The 19,128-nt window shown below is 38.7% G+C and carries 18 protein-coding genes, 2 tRNA genes, 1 other RNA gene and 1 pseudogene; 15 read left to right on the top strand and 7 right to left on the bottom strand.

The window, feature by feature from the left end:
- Positions 1-154 precede the first annotated feature (154 nt).
- Entirely contained in the window at positions 155-1,318 is a 1,164-nt protein-coding gene (locus ACLBWE_RS16700; protein WP_447604045.1) for an outer membrane protein assembly factor BamD, read from the bottom strand.
- A 71-nt stretch (positions 1,319-1,389) separates the two neighbouring features.
- Here ACLBWE_RS16700 and rluD point away from each other — a divergent pair, with 71 nt between their 5' ends.
- The 4 genes from rluD to ACLBWE_RS16680 all read left to right on the top strand — a co-directional run bounded on the left by rluD (position 1,390) and on the right by ACLBWE_RS16680 (position 5,347).
- Positions 1,390-2,442 carry a 23S rRNA pseudouridine(1911/1915/1917) synthase RluD gene (gene rluD, locus ACLBWE_RS16695; RefSeq protein ID WP_447604044.1) on the top strand — a complete coding sequence of 351 codons (1,053 nt, stop codon included), beginning with the start codon at positions 1,390-1,392 and terminating at the stop codon, positions 2,440-2,442.
- Between the two features lie 10 nt (positions 2,443-2,452).
- Positions 2,453-3,190, top strand: a complete 738-nt coding sequence (gene pgeF, locus ACLBWE_RS16690) for a peptidoglycan editing factor PgeF (RefSeq protein ID WP_348951152.1) — start codon at positions 2,453-2,455, stop codon at positions 3,188-3,190.
- Between the two features lie 180 nt (positions 3,191-3,370).
- The gene (locus ACLBWE_RS16685) at positions 3,371-3,922 is read left to right on the top strand and encodes a flavodoxin family protein (protein ID WP_045436681.1); all 552 of its coding nucleotides are present in this window, start codon (positions 3,371-3,373) and stop codon (positions 3,920-3,922) included.
- Between the two features lie 153 nt (positions 3,923-4,075).
- Positions 4,076-5,347 (top strand): hypothetical protein, encoded by a 1,272-nt coding sequence (locus tag ACLBWE_RS16680; protein ID WP_447604043.1) that lies wholly within the window; start codon positions 4,076-4,078, stop codon positions 5,345-5,347.
- A gap of 51 nt (positions 5,348-5,398) precedes the next feature.
- On the opposite strand, the gene smpB is transcribed toward ACLBWE_RS16680, so the two are convergent.
- Complete coding sequence (gene smpB / locus ACLBWE_RS16675; RefSeq protein ID WP_004641603.1) at positions 5,399-5,875, bottom strand: SsrA-binding protein SmpB; 477 nt, start codon at positions 5,873-5,875, stop codon at positions 5,399-5,401.
- A 134-nt stretch (positions 5,876-6,009) separates the two neighbouring features.
- Between smpB and coaD the strand changes: the two genes are divergently transcribed.
- The 6 genes and pseudogenes from coaD (at position 6,010) to ACLBWE_RS16645 (ending at position 8,264) form a co-directional block, all read left to right on the top strand.
- Complete coding sequence (gene coaD / locus ACLBWE_RS16670; protein WP_004641605.1) at positions 6,010-6,501, top strand: pantetheine-phosphate adenylyltransferase; 492 nt, start codon at positions 6,010-6,012, stop codon at positions 6,499-6,501.
- Between the two features lies 1 nt (position 6,502).
- Positions 6,503-6,766 (top strand): YfhL family 4Fe-4S dicluster ferredoxin, encoded by a 264-nt coding sequence (locus tag ACLBWE_RS16665; protein WP_003653306.1) that lies wholly within the window; start codon positions 6,503-6,505, stop codon positions 6,764-6,766.
- A 27-nt stretch (positions 6,767-6,793) separates the two neighbouring features.
- Positions 6,794-7,149, top strand: an RNA gene (gene rnpB / locus ACLBWE_RS16660) — RNase P RNA component class A.
- 63 nt (positions 7,150-7,212) lie between these two features.
- Positions 7,213-7,289, top strand: a tRNA-Met gene (locus ACLBWE_RS16655).
- 155 nt (positions 7,290-7,444) lie between these two features.
- Positions 7,445-8,022, top strand: a pseudogene (locus ACLBWE_RS16650) (iron-sulfur cluster-binding domain-containing protein); the annotation flags it as partial.
- A gap of 165 nt (positions 8,023-8,187) precedes the next feature.
- Positions 8,188-8,264: transfer RNA gene (locus tag ACLBWE_RS16645), tRNA-Met, on the top strand.
- A 43-nt stretch (positions 8,265-8,307) separates the two neighbouring features.
- On the opposite strand, the gene ACLBWE_RS16640 is transcribed toward ACLBWE_RS16645, so the two are convergent.
- The 5 genes from ACLBWE_RS16640 to ACLBWE_RS16620 all read right to left on the bottom strand — a co-directional run bounded on the left by ACLBWE_RS16640 (position 8,308) and on the right by ACLBWE_RS16620 (position 13,783).
- Positions 8,308-9,336 carry a hypothetical protein gene (locus tag ACLBWE_RS16640; protein ID WP_347018810.1) on the bottom strand — a complete coding sequence of 343 codons (1,029 nt, stop codon included), beginning with the start codon at positions 9,334-9,336 and terminating at the stop codon, positions 8,308-8,310.
- The gene (locus tag ACLBWE_RS16635) at positions 9,329-10,954 is read right to left on the bottom strand and encodes an NAD+ synthase (RefSeq protein WP_005042685.1); all 1,626 of its coding nucleotides are present in this window, start codon (positions 10,952-10,954) and stop codon (positions 9,329-9,331) included. The genes ACLBWE_RS16640 and ACLBWE_RS16635 overlap by 8 nt, the downstream gene beginning before the upstream one ends.
- A 385-nt stretch (positions 10,955-11,339) precedes the next feature.
- A complete protein-coding gene (locus ACLBWE_RS16630) occupies positions 11,340-11,900 on the bottom strand; it encodes a hypothetical protein (protein ID WP_281837226.1) in 561 nt (186 codons plus the stop codon).
- A gap of 182 nt (positions 11,901-12,082) precedes the next feature.
- A complete protein-coding gene (gene hemJ, locus ACLBWE_RS16625) occupies positions 12,083-12,535 on the bottom strand; it encodes a protoporphyrinogen oxidase HemJ (RefSeq protein WP_199968258.1) in 453 nt (150 codons plus the stop codon).
- 18 nt (positions 12,536-12,553) lie between these two features.
- Entirely contained in the window at positions 12,554-13,783 is a 1,230-nt protein-coding gene (locus tag ACLBWE_RS16620) for a beta-ketoacyl synthase N-terminal-like domain-containing protein (protein ID WP_004641618.1), read from the bottom strand.
- 300 nt (positions 13,784-14,083) lie between these two features.
- On the opposite strand from ACLBWE_RS16620, the gene ACLBWE_RS16615 reads away from it, so the two are divergent.
- The 5 genes from ACLBWE_RS16615 to ACLBWE_RS16595 form a co-directional block, all read left to right on the top strand.
- Positions 14,084-15,403 (top strand): EcsC family protein, encoded by a 1,320-nt coding sequence (locus ACLBWE_RS16615; protein ID WP_447604042.1) that lies wholly within the window; start codon positions 14,084-14,086, stop codon positions 15,401-15,403.
- A gap of 199 nt (positions 15,404-15,602) precedes the next feature.
- Complete coding sequence (rpsL, locus tag ACLBWE_RS16610) at positions 15,603-15,977, top strand: 30S ribosomal protein S12 (protein WP_002050319.1); 375 nt, start codon at positions 15,603-15,605, stop codon at positions 15,975-15,977.
- Between the two features lie 160 nt (positions 15,978-16,137).
- A complete protein-coding gene (rpsG, locus tag ACLBWE_RS16605; RefSeq protein ID WP_004638185.1) occupies positions 16,138-16,608 on the top strand; it encodes a 30S ribosomal protein S7 in 471 nt (156 codons plus the stop codon).
- A gap of 177 nt (positions 16,609-16,785) precedes the next feature.
- On the top strand, positions 16,786-18,924 hold the full coding sequence (gene fusA / locus ACLBWE_RS16600; RefSeq protein ID WP_004641624.1) for an elongation factor G: 2,139 nt from the start codon (positions 16,786-16,788) through the stop codon (positions 18,922-18,924).
- Positions 18,925-19,017: 93 nt separating this feature from the next.
- A partial coding sequence (locus tag ACLBWE_RS16595; protein WP_017396676.1) for a GTP-binding protein occupies positions 19,018-19,128 on the top strand: 111 nt, incomplete at its 3' end.

Here is a 19,128-nt window from a genome sequence, read left to right as displayed (position 1 = left end):
TCAGATAACCGTATTAAAACTGATGAGAGAGTGAGTCAGAATATTCTGACATGATGAGGCAAGATCTATCCAATAAATATTTTAATATTTTATAAAAACAAACAGGCAAGTGATATCACTTGCCTGTTTGTTGATGTTTTTTTAAGGCTTAAACTTATTGAGCAGCGTCATCTGCACCTTGTTTCGCATCATCTGATTGAGAATCAGCTGATGTATCTGTAGAGGTAACAGCAGGAGCAACAGTTGTATTTTCTGCTGCTTGTGGCTCAGGTTTGTCTAATAAACCAAAGCTTAAACGGTTTGTCCAACTACGTTCTGACTTTGGTGCTTCAACTTGTGTTTGCTCTGGCTCAGCAGTTTCTTCTTTATCTGAATTGCCAATTAAACCGAAGCTAACACGATTAAGGAAGCCACGTTTTGGAGCTTCTGATTCACTTGTGCTTTCTGGTGTTGCGGCAGTAGATTCACGGCCAAAAATACCTAAGGTCGCACGGTTAATCCAGTTACCTTCTTTACGAGCAGCACGCATGTTAACTGTGCCGTCTTTTTTCACCAAGTTAGGGTAATTAAGTTTTAAAACTTCAATATATTGTTGTGAAGTCGCTTTATCACCTAATTGGTTATAGCTATATGCCAAAGTCGCTAATGCTTCTGGAACTTGAGGAGTTTGTGGATAGTGTTCAATTACCCATTGCGAACGTTCGGCAGCAGCGATCCAAGCTTTACGTTTAACATTAAAACGTGCAGCAGTCATTTCATTTTCAGCAAGTTCTTGTCCAATAAATTTCATGCGCTGAGCGGCATCAACAGAATATTGGCTACTTGGGAAACGACGAATTAAATCAACAAAATTTTGATAAGCAACTTTTAAATAGCTCACATCACGATGAGATTGTTGCAAAGATGTATAGCGCATCAAACTGTCGTAGTTTTGCTCCATATTCGCTACAGCACGAACATAATAAGCATAATCCACATTTGGATGCTGAGGATTTAAACGAATAAAACGTTCCGCTAAGGCAATCGCGCCTTCATAATCTTTTTGCTTAAATTTCGAATAGAGAAGTTCAAGTTGTGCTTGTTGTGCGTATTGTCCGGTCGGATAATAAGTATCGATTGCTTCTAAAGACTTGGTCGCATCAAGATATTGACCACGGTCAAGCGACTTTTGAGCCTTTTCGAAGTAAGCTTGTTCACTAGATTGTGGACCACTATCGACCACTTCTTTTTTACTTGGATTGCTGCTACAGCCCACAAATGCAGACGCTAAACCTAAAGATAAGGCAAGCATCGTAATTTTATAACGTGGTAGCGACATAAAAACTCCTCTGTTATGTTGGGCAATGAGCTACAATTGCGCTATTAAACCACTTTTATCTCAATGATCAAATGACTTCAGCACAATCTTCAAACACAAACTTATCTGAAAACGACTTCAATTTACTTGAAGATTCTGAGGATGCAGATAACCATACTTCTGATACAACTGCAACACGTTTATCGTTGCAAGTTCAGCTAGATGAAAGCTATCTGGGACAACGTATCGATCAGGTAGCAGCCTTGGTGTGGAATGAGTTTTCACGTGAAAAGCTTAAACAATGGTTGAAGGATGGCCATCTGTTGGTGAATGGTAACATTGTCAAGCCAAAGCACCGTTGTGAAGGGACAGAACTGCTTACACTCGAAGTTGAGCTCGAAGCTCAAACCACGAGCCAACCTGAAAACATTCCACTTAATATTGTCTATGAAGATGACGATATTTTAGTCATCAATAAACCAGTCGGCATGGTAGTACATCCAGGGGCGGGCAATAGCTCTGGAACTTTAGTGAATGCCTTGCTTTACCACTTCCCAAAATTGTCGGAACTTTCTCGCGCTGGTTTAGTACATCGTATTGATAAAGATACAAGCGGTTTGTTAGTGGTTGCTAAAAGTCTTGAGGCACAATTTTCTTTAAGTAAACAATTGGCAAATAAATCGGTTTACCGCGTATACGATTTAGTTGTTTATGGAAATATTATTGCCGGCGGTACTATCGATGAACCTATCAAACGTCATCCAGTTGACCGTGTGAAAATGGCGATTTTACCGGGTGGGCGCGATGCAGTGACCCATTACAATGTAAAAGAACGCTTTAGAGATTTTACTCGTGTACAAGCTCGTCTTGAAACAGGCAGAACTCATCAAATTCGTGTGCACTTTAGTTATATTGGTTATGGACTGATCGGCGATCAGATTTATATGAACCGTGTACGTGTACCTGCTGGGGCATCTGAATTACTCATTGACACTTTACGTGGTTTTAAACGCCAAGCATTGCATGCAGCTAAATTGGGCTTAAAACATCCTCGTACTGGTGAAGAAATGCTATTTGAAGCGCCGTGGCCTGAAGATTTTACACATTTAGTGAATGTGTTACGTTCAGAAAACGCTGCATATTAAGGACGCGTATATGGAATTTGTTCAAGGATTACCTCAAGGTGTATTTGTAGGGCAGACACGTGTTCAACATCCTTTGGCATTACCAACGGATCAACTTGAGTTGTCTGGCTTTAATCTGGCTTTACATGTCAACGATAAGGTACAACGTGTTCAGCAACATCGCATGATATTGTTAGATGAGTTTGCCCAGTTCGGTGTTAAAAAAATGACATGGATGACTCAAACACATAGTACGATTTGCCATACAGTAAATGAACAAATTCCTTTTAAGGCATTAATCGGTGATGGTCTGGTCACTCAAACCAAAGGTCATGCTTTAATGATGATGACCGCTGATTGTTTACCTGTTGTGTTAGGAAATGCCGAAGGTACGGAAGTCGCAAACTTGCATGCGGGTTGGCGTGGTTTAGCGGGTGGGATTGTTGAAAACACGATTGCTGCTATGCGGAACCCTCCAGCTTGGGCATGGTTAGGAGCTGCGATTAGCCAACCTTGTTTTGAAATCGGGGCTGAAGTAAAAGCTGCTTTTTGTGATAAATATCCAGAGTTAGAAACAGCTTTTGTTGAGGGGGCAGCTCCAAATAAATTTCATGCAGATTTATATGCAATTGCACGTTTTATTTTGCAGAGTCTAGGTGTGAAACAGGTTTTAGGCGGAGACCAATGTTCATATAAACAGAGCGATGAATATTTTTCTTATCGTCGTGATGCGAAGACTGGGCGTATGGCTACCTTTGTTTTTATCTAAGTTTTATAAACATCATTAAATTCATTCTCTTATTTTGTCGTAATTAAACAGAATAAGAGAGTTTTTATTATTACGATTGTGAATCCTATTGAAACGCTTGTATTTCATATTTATAGATGTAGGTTTAGCAAGCGCTAATAAAATGATAAAATAGAAAAAATCGCTCAAAATTTTAATCTTATGTCTTTGCCTGAAAAACATCTCTCTATTGTCTACCACAGTCCATATGGTCATACCGCCAAGGTAGCTTTCGCTATTGCTGCTGGTGCAGAGGTGATGGGGGTAAAAGTACATTTAATGAATATTGAACATATTGATTGGGATTCGCTTGATGCATCACAAGGCATTATTTTCGGATCTCCTACCTATATGGGAAGTATGACTGCCGACTTTAAAAAGTTTATGGACAGTACTTCTAAGCGTTGGAAAGAGCGCTTATGGCAAGGCAAGCTTGCGGCTGGCTTTGCAAATTCGGGCGGATTGAGTGGCGATAAACTAGCGGTATTACAACAATTAAATATTTTTGCCATGCAACATGGCATGTTGTGGTCAGGTTTACCTTTAATGACTACAGGGCATAGTGAAAAAGATTTAAACCGATTATCGAGTTGTTTAGGCTTAATGACACAGTCAGATAACGCCCCTGTTGAAGTTACTCCCCCACAAGGTGACTTAGATACAGCTAAATGGTTTGGTGAATATATTGCTGGATTACTTTATCGCATAAGTTAAAATAAGTATTTGATTTTATATAAATAAATTTTAAATTATTATTTTAATTACAAAAAAGTTGTATTTTTTTTATTCCTTTTTGATTATTTTTTACCAAATGGTTTATTTGGATAATGATGTCCAAAACTTAATAAATAAAAAAATGGAATAATCATGAAAATTTTTTTAACAGCTCTTTGTCTAAGTTGGGCTACCTTAAGCTACGCCAATTTAGAATCTGCAAATCTTGTTCCACTCAGTGATTCAGAACTTTCTAAAGTTGAAGCTCAGGCATTATTTTCATTTACCTATACCGACCCAAAACAAGCTGATGCTTCAATGAACCAGCAAAATATTGGCTTTTATAAATTGGGTTTAGAGGCAAATCTTGAATTAAATGCCAATGTTAATAAGTTGCAATTAGGATGTGGGGGAGTAAACGGTTTAGGTGGGTGTGATATTGATATTGATAACTTAAGTTTAAGTGGCTTAAGTGATACCAGTGATGGGCGAGCTTCTTCTTCTGCTGTTTTTAGTAATCCCTTTATTGAATTTGCAATTAAAAATCCAGACAGCGCAGCTTTAAGAGAAATTAAAGGTTTTCGTTTAAGTGCTGAAAAGGTTATGGGACTGCTGACTATGGGGCTTGAAAATTCAGAAACACCAAATGGAATTAATAGCTTAAGTGGTTACATGAAAATTAAAGATACCACTGGTTTAGCTTATACCGCTGCTCGTAATATGTCTTATCAAGATACAGGCAAGACCATTGATGGGACTGTTAATGCATGTATCGGGATTTGTATTCCTTTAGGGTTTAACTCGTCTGATTATAATTTGCAATTACAACAGACCACTGCACCTATTGTGATCAACGGGCAAGTGATTTCTGGTTCACGAATGAATAATGTCATGCTGAACGGGGTAGCAAATATCGATCAGCTTAACTTCTCTGGAGATCTGAAAGCTTCTATTAATGCAGCACTTGGTCTATTAAATTTACAAAAAAATGTAACGGGTAGCATTACCGGATTAAGAGCGGCGCTCACAGTTGATCAAAACTTAGGATTTATTCATAAAATTGAGTTAAACAATCCTTTCTCACTTTCTTTGCAAGGCCAACAAATATTTTGGCCAGGTGCAGATGCAGCAGCAGAACGGGGGTGGTGGATGGCTTTTGATGATGAAATTGATATTGGTAGCGTGACGCCAAGTAAACAAATTGAAATAACTAATGACGTTTTAAAGCAGGTGGTAGGTCCAATTAGTGGTTATTTAACCGCAAATCCAGTGAGATGTAATCTTTTAAATTGTTTGTTTGGTGAAGACTTGGCGGTTGGTGAAGTTAAATTACCCAATACGATTGTGAATTTCCCATTGAAAGATTTACAACTTAAAAATCAATCTTTTGCACCAAACTGTTACGGTAATTTAAAATTCTGCTAAATTCAAAGTGACATAAAAAAACCTTTAAAGTTAACTTTAAAGGTTTTTTTATTACTTATGAAATATACGAGCTTTATCACGTTGCCAGTCACGGTCTTTTTCAGTTGCACGTTTGTCGTGAAGTTGTTTACCTTTCACAAGCGCAATTTCAAGTTTAACCAAGTGACCCTTCCAGTAACAAGCCAAAGGAACACATGAGTAACCTTTTTGGTTAACTGCACCCATTAGGTGTTCAAGCTGACGTCGGGAGAGCAATAACTTACGGGTACGTGTTGCTTCAGGTACCACATGGGTCGAAGCCGATAATAAAGGCTGAATTTGTGAGCCAAGTAAAAATGCTTCGCCATTCTTGAAAATGACATAACTTTCCGTCAAAGTCATGCGCCCAGCACGTAAGGATTTTACTTCCCAACCTTGAAGTGACATACCAGCTTCAAATTTTTCTTCGATAAAATAATCATGACGGGCACGTTTATTTTGTGCGATTGTTCCGCCATTATGTTTCTTTACTACTGTTGCTTTCGCCATAATTCAAACTTCCACAATTATGCCTATTGTGCCGTAAACTGATGCTAAGGTGAAGTTTTTCCTGCACATGAATATTTCGCCTCATGTATAACTTTTGCTAAAATAGGTTCACAATACAATTAGAGTACTAGCGGATGTCTAAAACGCGTGTAATTTATCCTGGAACATTTGACCCCATCACGAATGGACACGTTGATTTAGTTACTAGAGCATCAAGAATGTTTGATGAGGTTGTAGTAGCAATTGCAATTGGACATCATAAGAACCCCTTGTTTAGTCTAGAAGAAAGAGTTGAACTGGCACAATCATCTTTAAGCCATCTATCAAATGTTGAATTTGTAGGCTTCGATGGTTTACTGGTTAATTTTTTCAAAGAACAAAAGGCAACCGCAGTACTTCGTGGTTTAAGAGCGGTTTCTGATTTTGAATATGAATTTCAACTTGCCAATATGAACCGTCAACTTGACCCACATTTTGAAGCGGTGTTTTTAACACCATCTGAGCAGTACTCTTTTATTTCTTCGACATTGATTCGGGAAATTGCTCGTTTAAAAGGGGATGTAACCAAGTTTGTTCCGCAAGCTGTGGTTGAGGCCTTTGAACGTAAACATCAACAAGGTTGGTAACGTGTCGTTATATATCACCGATGAATGCATAAACTGTGATGTTTGTGAACCAGTTTGCCCGAATGAAGCAATTTTCATGGGTGAAGTGATTTATGAAATTCATCCAGATTTGTGCACTGAATGCGTTGGTCATCATGACCAACCGCAATGCCAATTGTTTTGTCCTGTAGATTGTATTCCTAAAGATCCAGAGCATGAGGAAACGGAAGAACAGCTATTCGACAAATATAAAAAATTAATTGCTCAAAAAAGCACGAGCAATTAGTAAATAAATTTGTTAATATGCGCCCCTGAAGTGAGCTGGATGGTCGCTGCTGTGGAGGTCTTCGTGACTGAAGCAGGGGAGGAAAGTCCGGGCTTCATAGGGCAGGGTGCCAGGTAACGCCTGGGCGGTGAAAGCCGACGGAAAGTGCAGCAGAGAGTAGACCGCCTCATTCGTGAGGTAAGGGTGAAAGGGTGCGGTAAGAGCGCACCGCGTGTCTGGTAACAGTTCACGGCATGGTAAACCCCACCAGAAGCAAGACCAAATAGGAATCCTGAGGTACGGCCCGTACTGGATTCGGGTAGGTCGCTTGAGCGTATGAGTGATTGTACGCCTAGAGGAATGACCATCCTCGACAGAACCCGGCTTATAGGCTCACTTCACCTAATTTATTTAAAATTTTTCTTGACGTGCATTAAAGAAACTAAGATAATGCGCGCACAGTTTAAGGCTATGTAGCTCAGTTGGTTAGAGCACCGCACTCATAATGCGGGGGTCACAAGTTCAAGTCTCGTCATAGCCACCATTTTATAGACCACGCTCCTGCGTGGTCTTTTTTTATGCTTTTTTTTGATTAAACACAGTTTGTAAATACCGACTTTATAATGATGAGATGTTTTTGATTTTTTTATTAGCTTATTTATATTTAAAAATTATTCCTGTTAGCTTAAGGCAATAAGCATCTTAATTGCAGGTGGTATTGGGTATTACCATTCTTATCTCAAATAGATGAGCTCGTAGCACGTGGGCACAAAGTACGAGTTACATTAAGCTTATGGTGTGCTTGAATATGCAGCTTTGTTAGATGAGCTAAAACAGAATATACAGCGTATGTGTTCAGCTATGCTGACGCAGAAAGTTGTGTACTTAACTTAGGCGAATTCATTTCATTACAATCTAAAGAAATACATGTCTATGTATGTGGACTGAAACCAATGATTGCTGCTGTGATTGATTGCTGTAATAAGCATCGTCACTGATGAATACATTCATTGGGAACAATTTGCTTTAATAGTTCCTGAAGATAAAGATGTTTTTATAGTTGTACTTGCCAAGTCTAATCAATTTTATAAGCGTTCGAAACATTAAATATTGATGTTGAATGCCTATGTCGTGAAAGGGTATGCGATACATGTGAAACTGCTATTTTAGAAGGTGACGCAGAACATTTTGATCAATACTTTAGTGATGCAGGAAAGACTTCACAGTTGAGTATGGTGATTTGGGGATCGCGGGCAAAAGGTAAAAACTGGTATTAGATTTTTAATACATTTCTGTGGTCGATCAACTATTTAAAACATAAATTTGCTAAAAAATGAACAAATAAAGGTGATCTGAATCTTATTTGTTCATTTGATGGAATTTAATGATTTTGAACTCTTGACCTGTTCTGCAGAACTATAGATAATGCGCACACAGTTTACGGCTATGTAGCTCAGTTGGTTAGAGCACCGCACTCATAATGCGGGGGTCACAAGTTCAAGTCTCGTCATAGCCACCATTTTAAAAACCATGCTCATGCATGGTTTCTTTTTGTCTTTTTTTTACTCATTAAAATGTTTTTCAATCATATCGAGTGTTTTTGGGCTTTGATAAAAAGGAGCTAAAATCGCTTGAAGTAACGGCTCTAAAATACCGTGTTCATTAAAGACATTCATGACTTTAGGGTAAAAACGTAAAGCTTCAGTTTGTAAATCGGTTTCGGTTAAACCAATCTCACTTAATACTTCAAATAAACTCTCGTCTTTGTAAAATTCATAAAAAACTTCTACGCCATACAAAATAAGATCTTGCATAAATTGTGACTGGCGTAATTCTTTCCAATATTCGTAAATTAAAACAAAGAACTCTTCAACATCAAGAGGAGTTAACTGTTTCATAAACTCATACATTTTTTTATGTCTAAGATCTTCCCAGACATGTCGTATCAGACTTTCTAAATCTTCAGTCGACAAAAGACTTAATTCTGTGAGTTGCTCGTGAATAAAGCTGGCAATCCAAGTTTCAAGTTTATGCTCAAGACGTTGTTGTTGTAAAAAAGAGAATTTTTTGAGTTTATGTTGCCATTCAAAATGATAGTCATCTACTCTAGATGCATTTAGAAATTTTGGTATTTTCTGTTCTAAGGTTGAGGTCGCAATATATTGGCAAAGTTGTTGAACGGCGGGGCTAGTTCTTAAAAACTGGTTGAGATAATGAGGAATATGTTCCATTTCTAAAAATTTGGAGAGCCACATTTCAAATTGGTGGTCAGATACCAAATCTTGTAGCTGAATTGGAGACTTCATAGCAGACAGATAAATACGCTGCGCAATTTCCCCAATAAACTCAAGTAAACCAGCGCCTAGCTGCATTTCAAAAGCATAGCGTTTCACAACGGCTTGTAGTTGCTCTAAATCCACCACTTCATGAAGCTTGATTTCGTCAGCATGTTGCATAAAGAGTTGAATGAACTGCTGGAAATAAATAGGTGAGTTTTCTATAGATAATTGTTTTTTGAAAAATTCCACCTGCTCAAGCAAAAGTGCTTGAGCAAGTGCTGTGGTTTTTGATGAGTTTTTCTGCTCAGTCATTCGCTGTCCAACCGTTGACAATCGGATAACGTCGTTCACGACTAAATGCACGAGAAGTAATTCTCGGCCCAATCGCGCCTTGACGACGTTTATATTCATTACGATCAACTAAACGGATAACTTTTTCAACTACTTCTTTATCAAAACCTTTGGCAATAATATCTGCCTGACTTAAATCTTCTTCAATGTATGCGTAAAGAATGGCATCTAATACATCATATGCAGGTAAAGAGTCTTGGTCTTTTTGGTCTGGGCGAAGTTCTGCTGAAGGTGGACGAGTAATAACACGTTCAGGAATAACCGGAGTTTCACTTAAGCTATTACGGTATTTTGCCAATTCAAATACGATCGTTTTATAAACATCTTTTAGAACAGCAAAACCACCAACCATATCACCATAAAGTGTACAGTAGCCAACTGAAAGCTCAGACTTGTTGCCAGTAGCGAGTACTAAATTACCAAATTTATTTGATAAACCCATGAGTAATGTGCCGCGTGCGCGCGCTTGTAAATTCTCTTCGGTTGCATCTGCTGGTGAGTTGCCAAAGAAAGGATACAAGGTTTGCATAAAGCTATTTACAACTGAATGTATTTCAGCAATACCGAAAGTCACACCCATACGACGAGCTTGTTCTGCCGCATCTTCTACACTAATTTGAGAAGTATAAGTATAAGGCATCATTACGGCTTGTACTTTTTCTGCACCAATTGCATCAACAGCAATAGCAAGTGTAAGGGCAGAGTCGATACCGCCAGATAAACCTAAAATTACACCTGGGAAACCTGAACGCTCGACGTAATCACGTGTGGCCAGAACTAACCCTTGATAGATCTCTGCAAAAGTTTCTAATGCAGGAGCAGATTCTGTGACTTTAAATGATTTGTTTTTTGGGTCAAATTCAGCGATGTAGAGATCTTCTTTAAAGCTTGGCGCTTGTAAAGCAATTTCACCACTTTTATTACTGACAAAACTTGTGCCATCAAAAATTAAATCGTCTTGTCCACCCACTTGGTTAACGTAAACAATATTCAGATGAAGTTGTTTTGCAAGTTCACTTAAGGTTTGTGTACGGTGTTGTGGTTTACCGACTTCATATGGTGATGCATTGAGTACAAGAACAGTATCAACATTTAATTGGCTTAACTGTTTTACGGTATTAATTGACCAGATATCTTCACAAATCAATACGCCAAACTTATGTCCAAGATATTCAAACACCAAATGCTGATGTCCTTTTTGGAAATAACGTTTTTCATCAAAGACGCCATAGTTTGGTAAATTGTGTTTATTAAAAACACCCAAAACTTGACCGTCTTTCATGACAGCAGCAGAATTATAACGTTGACCATCTTCTGTCTGGTTTACAAATCCGAAAACCATGACAATATCTTTAACTTCGGCAAGTTGAGCAAAAGCCTTTTGCATACGTTTATTTAAATTTGGACGTAACAGTAAGTCTTCAGCTGGATAACCAATAACAGAAAGCTCGGGAAAAATAATCAGGTCAGCGTTTTGTTTTTTCGCCTGATTCACTTGCTCAATCATCTTTTTGGTGTTTGAGTCAATATTGCCAATATGCGGAGAAAACTGAGCAAGGGCAACTTTAAAACTTTTCATTCAAACCTAATCCTAGATCATAACGAATATAGATACACACAGTGTTGATTTTTATAGATATAATTTTTCAACGATGTGTATGATACGATAGTAAACAATTAAAATAGTAAACAAAAATGTCAAGATCAATAATATATACCAATCACATATTTTCTGCGTAAAAATAACGAGATTTTCTGTATAGAATAGAAACAGGCTTCATTATTTTTATTGTTTGTATACTGCCTTATCACAAGCCAATTTGGAATAAGCGCGTTATATTTTTTTCAATAATTTGAATTAAGTAAGCGTGATTTTCTTGTTTAGATAAGTATTTCTGATTTATAAGAATTCTCATTTACATTAAGCAAAAAATGTTACGTTCAAAGAAAGACTGATTATTTAGTTACAAATGAAGTTGAGGTGAACAGATAATATTTGGGATTTTCCCAGAGCAAATGTCACGGGCAATTTCACCTTGTTGTTCAATGTTATAAGAGCTAAACGCCTTGTGGGGAGAGTAGGTGTATTTATAGGGATTGTAATTTTTAAAGCTAAGATAATAGGCCGATTGCAACAATGCACCTTTAAGTAGTACATGAATACCTTTTTGATATTGCATGACATGAGTGAGTTCGTGAATAAAAATACCCTGCATAAATTTAGATTCTAGAGCGTAATTTTCACTGTAATCGGAAGGATTGACGTAAATATTTCCATTTGGTGCCATAAAAATACCGCAAGACTGCCAAGGAAGGTAACGAGTAGCAATAATTTTAGGTTGTTCACAATCGAGCATGTCACCGAAAACGAGTTGTGCTAATACTTTTTCTTGAGCAGTTAGATATCTGATGGGATAGTTTTTTAAGTGACGAAAAATAAAAAGTGTAAGAAGAATAAATTGTTGTTGGGTTGAGTGTTTAAGGGCAGTAAGGGTTAACATAGCTTTGCCATTAAATGAGTTCATCTATTTCTTTAGGATAGTATAGATTACTTATTAGTAAATAAAGGGTCAGAGTTACTCATTGGGTGTAACTTTAAGAGAGCGTTGACTTTATGCTTTTGATTGAAAAAGTTAAATATAGGGATAACTCTGCGAGCTTTTATTGTCTAAATTAAAGAAATTGCTCGGAAAAGCAAAAGCCCCAGTTAAAACTGAGGCTTTACGACAACTAAAATCACAACTGCAAATAAAATTAAAGTTGGCATTTCATTAAAGAAACGCCAGAACTTATGTGATTTATAGTGTGCATTTCCGATAAGTTTTTTACGATAGTAGCCACATACCAAATGGTAGATGACTAATAAAGCGACTAAAGCAACTTTAAGATAAAACCATGTTGCCTGATGGTAATGTCGAGTTGCATCGCCCCATTCGACAAGAAAATGGGCGGTAATTAATGTGGCAATCATAGAAGGCCACATAATTCCGCGATACAACTTACGTTCCATTACTTCAAAGCGTTGATGACTAGCAGCATCTTCACTCATGGCATGGTAAACATATAAACGTGGTAAGTAGAACAAAGCAGCGAACCAACAAACCACAGCAATAATATGTAATGCTTTTACCCACAAAAAAGCATCAGAAGGTGCATCCATCGATAATCCTACGTGGGATTATGCATCCCACTTCTTGAAAATAAGGCAAGCGTTAACACCGCCAAAGCCAAAACTGTTACTCATTACAGTATTCAATTTTGCATCACGTTTTTCAAGTACGATATCAAAAGGTTTTGCGCCTTCATCTAGTTCAGTCACATTGATGTTTGGTGCAATAAAGTCATTTTGCATCATTAGAACTGAGTAAATGGCTTCTTGTACACCAGCTGCACCTAAGCTATGACCTGTCATAGATTTGGTTGAGCTAAGAGGAGGTACATTGCCTTCGCCAAATGCACGTTCCATTGCTTTAAGTTCTGTAATGTCACCAGCTGGAGTAGATGTACCATGTGTATTTACATAGTCAATTTTGTCTACACCATGTTGCTTAGCTTCTTCAAGTGCCATTAATACACAACGTGTAGCGCCTTCACCACTTGGAGCAACCATGTCTGCACCATCGCTGTTTGCAGCATAACCAACGACTTCAGCTAAAATGTTGGCACCACGTGCTTGAGCGTGTTCAAGTGATTCAAGTACAACGAAACCACCACCGCCAGCAATAACGAAACCGTCACGGTCTGCTGAATATGGACGAGATGCTGTTTCTGGAGTTTCATTATATTTCGAGCAAAGCGCACCCATTGCATCAAATAATAAACTTTGAGACCAATGATCTTCTTCACCACCACCAGCAAGCATAAGATCTTGTTTGCCAAGTTGAATAAGATTGTACGCATAACCAATTGCGTCAGCAGAAGTTGCACAAGCACTCGTAATGGTATGAGCAATACCTTGCAATTTAAATGCAACACCTACGTTTGCAGTAATCGTGTTTGACATGTTGCGTGGTACGAAGAAAGGTCCTACTTTACGTGCACCTTTAGTCTCTAAAAGCTCTGTCATTTCAACAACAGATGCAGTTGAACCACCACCTGAACCGCCTGCGATACCGTAACGTGGATTACCACCGATTTGTTCAGCAGTAAGTCCTGCATGTTCAACAGCAGCTACAGCAGCATTGTAAGCGTACATTGCACATACGCCCATAAAGCGTTTTAACTTACGGTCAATATGATCAAAATCTTGTTCCGCAGCAGCGCTCACATGACTTTTAAAATTGAGTTCAGCATAAGTTGGGTTAAAACGTGTCCCGGAGATTCCGTTTTGAAGTGAATGAGTAACTGCTTCTAAAGAGTTACCGATACATGAGTTAATACCCATACCAGTGATTACAACACGTTTCATCTACAGGTCCCTTTATGGTGATATTAAGAGTCTATCGTGATCAACAGCTATGAAAATGAATAGGAGAATATAGCTATAAGAAAACAAGACTCATGTTTTTTCGTTGTTAACATGATAGCAGAAAGGATTTTTATTTCTTATGGCAAATCTTTATGACAATTTTACATTTAAAAAAAATAACTAAATACATGGTATGTTGCTTTTAGGGTTAACTAAAATACACACATACAAGTTGAGATAAATCCACATTCCACCTAGTATTTATGTCTAATTAGATAAATTAAAAAATCGAGGTACTTGATGACAAAATTCAATAATAATCAATCTGACAATTTGTTTTCTCAGGTCTTCGGAGTGGCTAAAAAGCTCAGTTCTACAGGATTGAGTATCTTGCAACAGAACCAATCAGGTGATGTAAGTAAGGTAATTGAACCAATTCCAGCTGGTAAAACGGTTGAAGGTAGATCGAGAACAAAAAGCCCATTTGAAGTTGAGCAATATGAAAGTCCTCAACAAATGCTTCGAGAACAATTACCGAAAGTAACTCGTCAGGTCTTTGGACGGCATTTTACAAAAGTAAATGGTGTGGCTACATTTCTTTCCCCAGATTGGGATCAAAAAGTTTCAGGCTATTTATTTGATTGGTTGAATGACTTTAGTTCAAAAAGCACCTTAACTGAAAAAATCTTGGAAGAAGCGGGGGCTAAAGATTTATTTGAACTAACTAAGGATACGGGCCGTTCTCAACGCTTAAGTCAGGCGCTCATTGAACAAAACAAATTAATTGCGACAATACAAGGGGCAATCACAGGCGTGTCCGGTGTGGTTGGCGCTGCTGTAGATGTTCCTGTTTCACTCGTGTTGGTCTTGAGAACGATTTATCAGACAGGAAGATCACATGGCTTTGACCTTCAAGAAGTTACTGACCAAGATGTTGTCGAGTTTATTTTTAAAGAAGTTGATATTAGTCTGATTGCTGAAAAGCAAACCTTATTGTTAGCTTTAAAAACATTACGGAATATGTTGGAAACGCAAGATATTCATCAATTTCAGCAAGTGTTAGGTTCAACTACTGATTTTGATACTTTAAAGAACTGGTTGGTCGATGAAGATGGAGAGTTTAAATGGGGGTGGTTAAATCGTATTCCTAAACTCTCAGCCTTTGGTAAAGTTACACCAGTTGCTGGTGCTGTTTTAAGCGCAGTATATAGCTGGAAATTACAAGAAGATGTTGGGCATAAAGCACAAGCTATCTTTGGCGCTGCAAGACATTATTTAAATGAACATCCAAGTGAGCATTTATCTCCGTTACAGGCTTATTATGCTGCGGTTACACTCATTCAGAAAGCCAGTCCACGTCTTTTAAATGTTGGTGAAGATGGCAATATTCACGCTGCGCATCATCATAAAGTAGAAAATCATGAGGTAATTTCAAAAGTATCTATTGTCTTAAAGCCGACAGAAAGTAAAAAGAGCGAAGAGAAAATTCAGGAAAATGTTCATCAGGGTATCGAGCAACTTGCCGATAAACATGTAGAGGAACATGAGCATACTGAGCAAAAACCAGCTTTAGCTCCAGAGGAAGATGAGGAGGAGCTGGATGATAAAAAATACTCTTAACAATACGCTTACAAATAAGAGGTTTAAAAATAAAATTTGAACTCTATTTAAATTTGTAAGTTATCCTGTCAAAGATTGATATGGTCAACATTTGGTAAGTATTGCCGTGTTGACCATTTTTGCATCTTAGCTTACAATTATGTGCCCTTAAAAAGAGGTATTTCTTTTTAAGGTTTTTTAATAACGGGAGAATTGCCATATGGCAACAACGAATCAGTTGATCCGTAAGGGTCGTACGACTTTGGTTGAAAAATCCAAAGTTCCTGCGTTGAAGGCTTGTCCACAACGTCGTGGTGTTTGTACACGTGTTTATACAACTACACCTAAAAAACCTAACTCAGCTATGCGTAAGGTTTGCCGTGTTCGCTTAACTTCAGGTTTTGAAGTATCTAGCTACATCGGTGGTGAAGGTCATAACCTACAAGAGCACAGTGTTGTTCTTATCCGTGGTGGTCGTGTTAAAGACTTACCAGGTGTACGTTACCATACCGTTCGTGGTTCATTAGACTGTGCTGGTGTTAAAGATCGTAATCAATCACGTTCTAAATACGGTACTAAGCGTCCTAAGAAGTAATTCTAGGAAACTAGTCCAATAAGCCCTTTAGCGTTTCGCTTGTTTGAATTCTTCATAGATTTGTAATTCAAGCGACGTATAGTAAGGCCAGCGTCGTGTACATGACACTTGTACAAACTGCTGGATTATCCTGAAGTGTCATATTATTAGGTGTATTAAAATGCCAAGACGTCGCGTAGTCGCTGCTCGTGAGATCCTTCCAGATCCAAAATTTAGCAGCCAAACAATCGCTAAATTCATGAACCACGTAATGCAAGATGGTAAAAAATCTGTTGCTGAAGGTATCGTTTACGGTGCTTTAGAACGTGTTCAAGAAAAAAACAAAGTAGACCCAGTTGAATTTTTCGAGACTACTCTTGAAAAAGTTCGTCCTATGGTCGAAGTAAAAGCACGCCGTGTTGGTGGTGCTACTTATCAAGTACCTATGGAAGTACGCCCATCCCGTCGTACTGCCTTAGCGATGCGTTGGTTAGTAGATGCTGCTGCTAAGCGTTCTGAAAAAACGATGGCTTTACGTCTTGCTGGTGAGTTGCTTGATGCAGCTGAAGGTAAAGGTGCAGCAATCAAAAAACGTGAAGACGTGCATCGTATGGCTGAAGCCAACAAAGCCTTCTCTCACTACCGTTTCTAAGCGGATAAAACAGTCCCTAATCAGGAGAATATTCATGCGTACAGCAGCTCGATTCAACATTGCTCTTTATCAAAGTGGGAGCTTTGCGGGTATTTAAGTTGCCTGCTTGGATATTTGTACGCATCAATTTAATTGATGCGTCCTGTTTTAAATATAACATTTAGGAATGTAGACATCATGGCTCGCCAAACCCCAATTAGTAATTACCGTAACATCGGTATTTCTGCGCACATTGACGCAGGTAAAACAACTACAACAGAACGTATTTTGTTCTACACAGGTGTATCTCACAAAATTGGTGAAGTACACGATGGTGCAGCAACAATGGACTGGATGGAACAAGAGCAAGAGCGCGGTATTACAATTACCTCGGCTGCTACAACTTGTTTCTGGTCTGGTATGGGTAACCAATTCGAACAACACCGTATCAACGTAATTGACACCCCAGGACACGTAGACTTCACAATCGAAGTTGAACGTTCTATGCGTGTTCTTGACGGTGCGTGCATGGTTTACTGTGCAGTTGGTGGCGTACAACCTCAGTCTGAAACTGTATGGCGTCAAGCAAACAAATATAAAGTGCCTCGTTTAGCATTCGTGAACAAGATGGACCGTACTGGTGCAAACTTCTTCCGTGCTGTTGAGCAAGTTAAAACTCGTTTAGGTGGTAATCCTGTACCTATCGTTGTGCCAATCGGTGCAGAAGATACGTTTGCAGGTGTTGTTGACCTTATCGAAATGAAAGCGATTATCTGGGATGAAGCATCTCAAGGTATGAAGTTTGAATATGCTGAAATTCCAGCTGACCTAGTTGATACGTCTAATGAATGGCGTACCAAAATGGTTGAAGCTGCGGCTGAAGCTTCTGAAGAATTAATGGACAAGTACCTTGAAGAAGGTGATCTTTCTAAAGAAGAGATCATTGCAGGTTTACGTGCTCGTACATTAGCTTCTGAAATTCAAGTAATGCTTTGTGGTTCTGCGTTCAAAAACAAAGGTGTTCAACGTATGTTGGATGCTGTAATTGAATTCTTACCATCACCTACTGAAGTTAAAGCGATCGAAGGTATCCTTGACGACAAAGACGAAACTAAAGCGTCTCGTGAAGCATCTGACGAAGCTCCGTTCTCTGCGTTGGCGTTCAAAATCATGAACGACAAGTTCGTAGGTAACTTAACATTCGTACGTGTTTATTCTGGTGTTCTTAAACAAGGTGATCCGGTTTATAACCCAGTTAAATCTAAGCGTGAACGTATCGGTCGTATCGTGCAAATGCATGCGAACGAACGTCAAGATCTTGATGAAATCCGTGCAGGTGATATCGCAGCGTGTGTAGGTCTTAAAGACGTTACTACTGGTGATACATTATGTGATGAGAAAAACATCATTACACTTGAGCGTATGGAATTCCCAGAGCCAGTAATTTCATTGGCTGTTGAACCAAAAACTAAAGCTGACCAAGAAAAAATGTCAATTGCTTTAGGTCGTTTGGCTAAAGAAGATCCATCGTTCCGCGTTCGTACAGACGAAGAATCTGGTCAAACAATTATTGCTGGTATGGGTGAGCTTCACCTTGACATCATCGTTGACCGTATGAAGCGTGAATTCGGTGTTGAAGCGAACATTGGTAAACCAATGGTTGCTTACCGCGAAACAATCAAAAAGACTGTTGAGCAAGAAGGTAAGTTCGTTCGTCAAACAGGTGGTAAAGGTAAATTCGGTCATGTATATGTTCGTTTAGAGCCTATGGATGTTGAAGAAGCTGGTAAAGAATACCAATTCGCTGAAGAAGTTGTCGGCGGTACTGTACCTAAAGAATTCTTTGGTGCGGTTGACAAAGGTATTCAAGAACGTATGAAGAATGGTGTATTAGCTGGTTACCCTGTTGTGGGTATCAAAGCGACATTATTCGATGGTTCTTACCATGATGTCGACTCTGATGAATTGTCGTTCAAAATGGCTGGTTCATACGCTTTCCGTGACGGTTTCATGAAAGCTGATCCTATCCTTCTTGAACCAATCATGAAAGTTGAAGTAGAAACTCCAGAAGACTACATGGGCGATATCATGGGTGACTTAAACCGTCGTCGTGGTATGGTTCAAGGTATGGATGATCTTCCTGGTGGAACAAAAGCAATTAAAGCAGAAGTTCCATTGGCTGAGATGTTTGGTTACGCGACTCAAATGCGTTCTATGTCTCAAGGTCGTGCGACTTATTCTATGGAATTCGCTAAATACGCTGAAACTCCACGTAACGTGGCTGAAGGCATCATCGCTAAGTTCCAGACTGGCGGTAAAAAAGGTGACGACGAGTAATCTTTCGATTACTATAAGCCCAAACTAATTCTTAGTTAAAACCAAGCGCTCGTGCAGTGACCCTGCATGAGCAGTTTATAAAGGAAGATCATCATGGCTAAAGCCAAGTTTGAACGTAATAAGCCACACGTAAACGTGGGCACAATCGGTCACGTTGACCATGGTAAAACAACTTTAACTGCTGCGATTGCAACTATTTGTGCA

Source organism: Acinetobacter sp. M5A5_2a, assembly GCF_053345265.1.
Note: the sequence above shows the minus strand (reverse complement) of the source record. Positions and strands in the feature narration are given on the sequence as shown.

Bases quoted from the DNA above. Each gene is read 5' to 3' on its own strand.
- ACLBWE_RS16620 (WP_004641618.1), bottom strand. From the start codon at position 13,783: ATGAAACGTGTTGTAATCACTGGTATGGGTATTAACTCATGTATCGGT.
- ACLBWE_RS16615 (WP_447604042.1), top strand. From the start codon at position 14,084: ATGACAAAATTCAATAATAATCAATCTGACAATTTGTTTTCTCAGGTC.
- coaD (WP_004641605.1), top strand. From the start codon at position 6,010: ATGTCTAAAACGCGTGTAATTTATCCTGGAACATTTGACCCCATCACG.
- hemJ (WP_199968258.1), bottom strand. From the start codon at position 12,535: ATGGATGCACCTTCTGATGCTTTTTTGTGGGTAAAAGCATTACATATT.
- ACLBWE_RS16680 (WP_447604043.1), top strand. From the start codon at position 4,076: ATGAAAATTTTTTTAACAGCTCTTTGTCTAAGTTGGGCTACCTTAAGC.
- ACLBWE_RS16640 (WP_347018810.1), bottom strand. From the start codon at position 9,336: ATGACTGAGCAGAAAAACTCATCAAAAACCACAGCACTTGCTCAAGCA.
- pgeF (WP_348951152.1), top strand. From the start codon at position 2,453: ATGGAATTTGTTCAAGGATTACCTCAAGGTGTATTTGTAGGGCAGACA.
- ACLBWE_RS16685 (WP_045436681.1), top strand. From the start codon at position 3,371: ATGTCTTTGCCTGAAAAACATCTCTCTATTGTCTACCACAGTCCATAT.
- ACLBWE_RS16635 (WP_005042685.1), bottom strand. From the start codon at position 10,954: ATGAAAAGTTTTAAAGTTGCCCTTGCTCAGTTTTCTCCGCATATTGGC.
- rluD (WP_447604044.1), top strand. From the start codon at position 1,390: ATGACTTCAGCACAATCTTCAAACACAAACTTATCTGAAAACGACTTC.
- rpsL (WP_002050319.1), top strand. From the start codon at position 15,603: ATGGCAACAACGAATCAGTTGATCCGTAAGGGTCGTACGACTTTGGTT.
- smpB (WP_004641603.1), bottom strand. From the start codon at position 5,875: ATGGCGAAAGCAACAGTAGTAAAGAAACATAATGGCGGAACAATCGCA.
- ACLBWE_RS16630 (WP_281837226.1), bottom strand. From the start codon at position 11,900: ATGAACTCATTTAATGGCAAAGCTATGTTAACCCTTACTGCCCTTAAA.
- fusA (WP_004641624.1), top strand. From the start codon at position 16,786: ATGGCTCGCCAAACCCCAATTAGTAATTACCGTAACATCGGTATTTCT.
- rpsG (WP_004638185.1), top strand. From the start codon at position 16,138: ATGCCAAGACGTCGCGTAGTCGCTGCTCGTGAGATCCTTCCAGATCCA.
- ACLBWE_RS16700 (WP_447604045.1), bottom strand. From the start codon at position 1,318: ATGTCGCTACCACGTTATAAAATTACGATGCTTGCCTTATCTTTAGGT.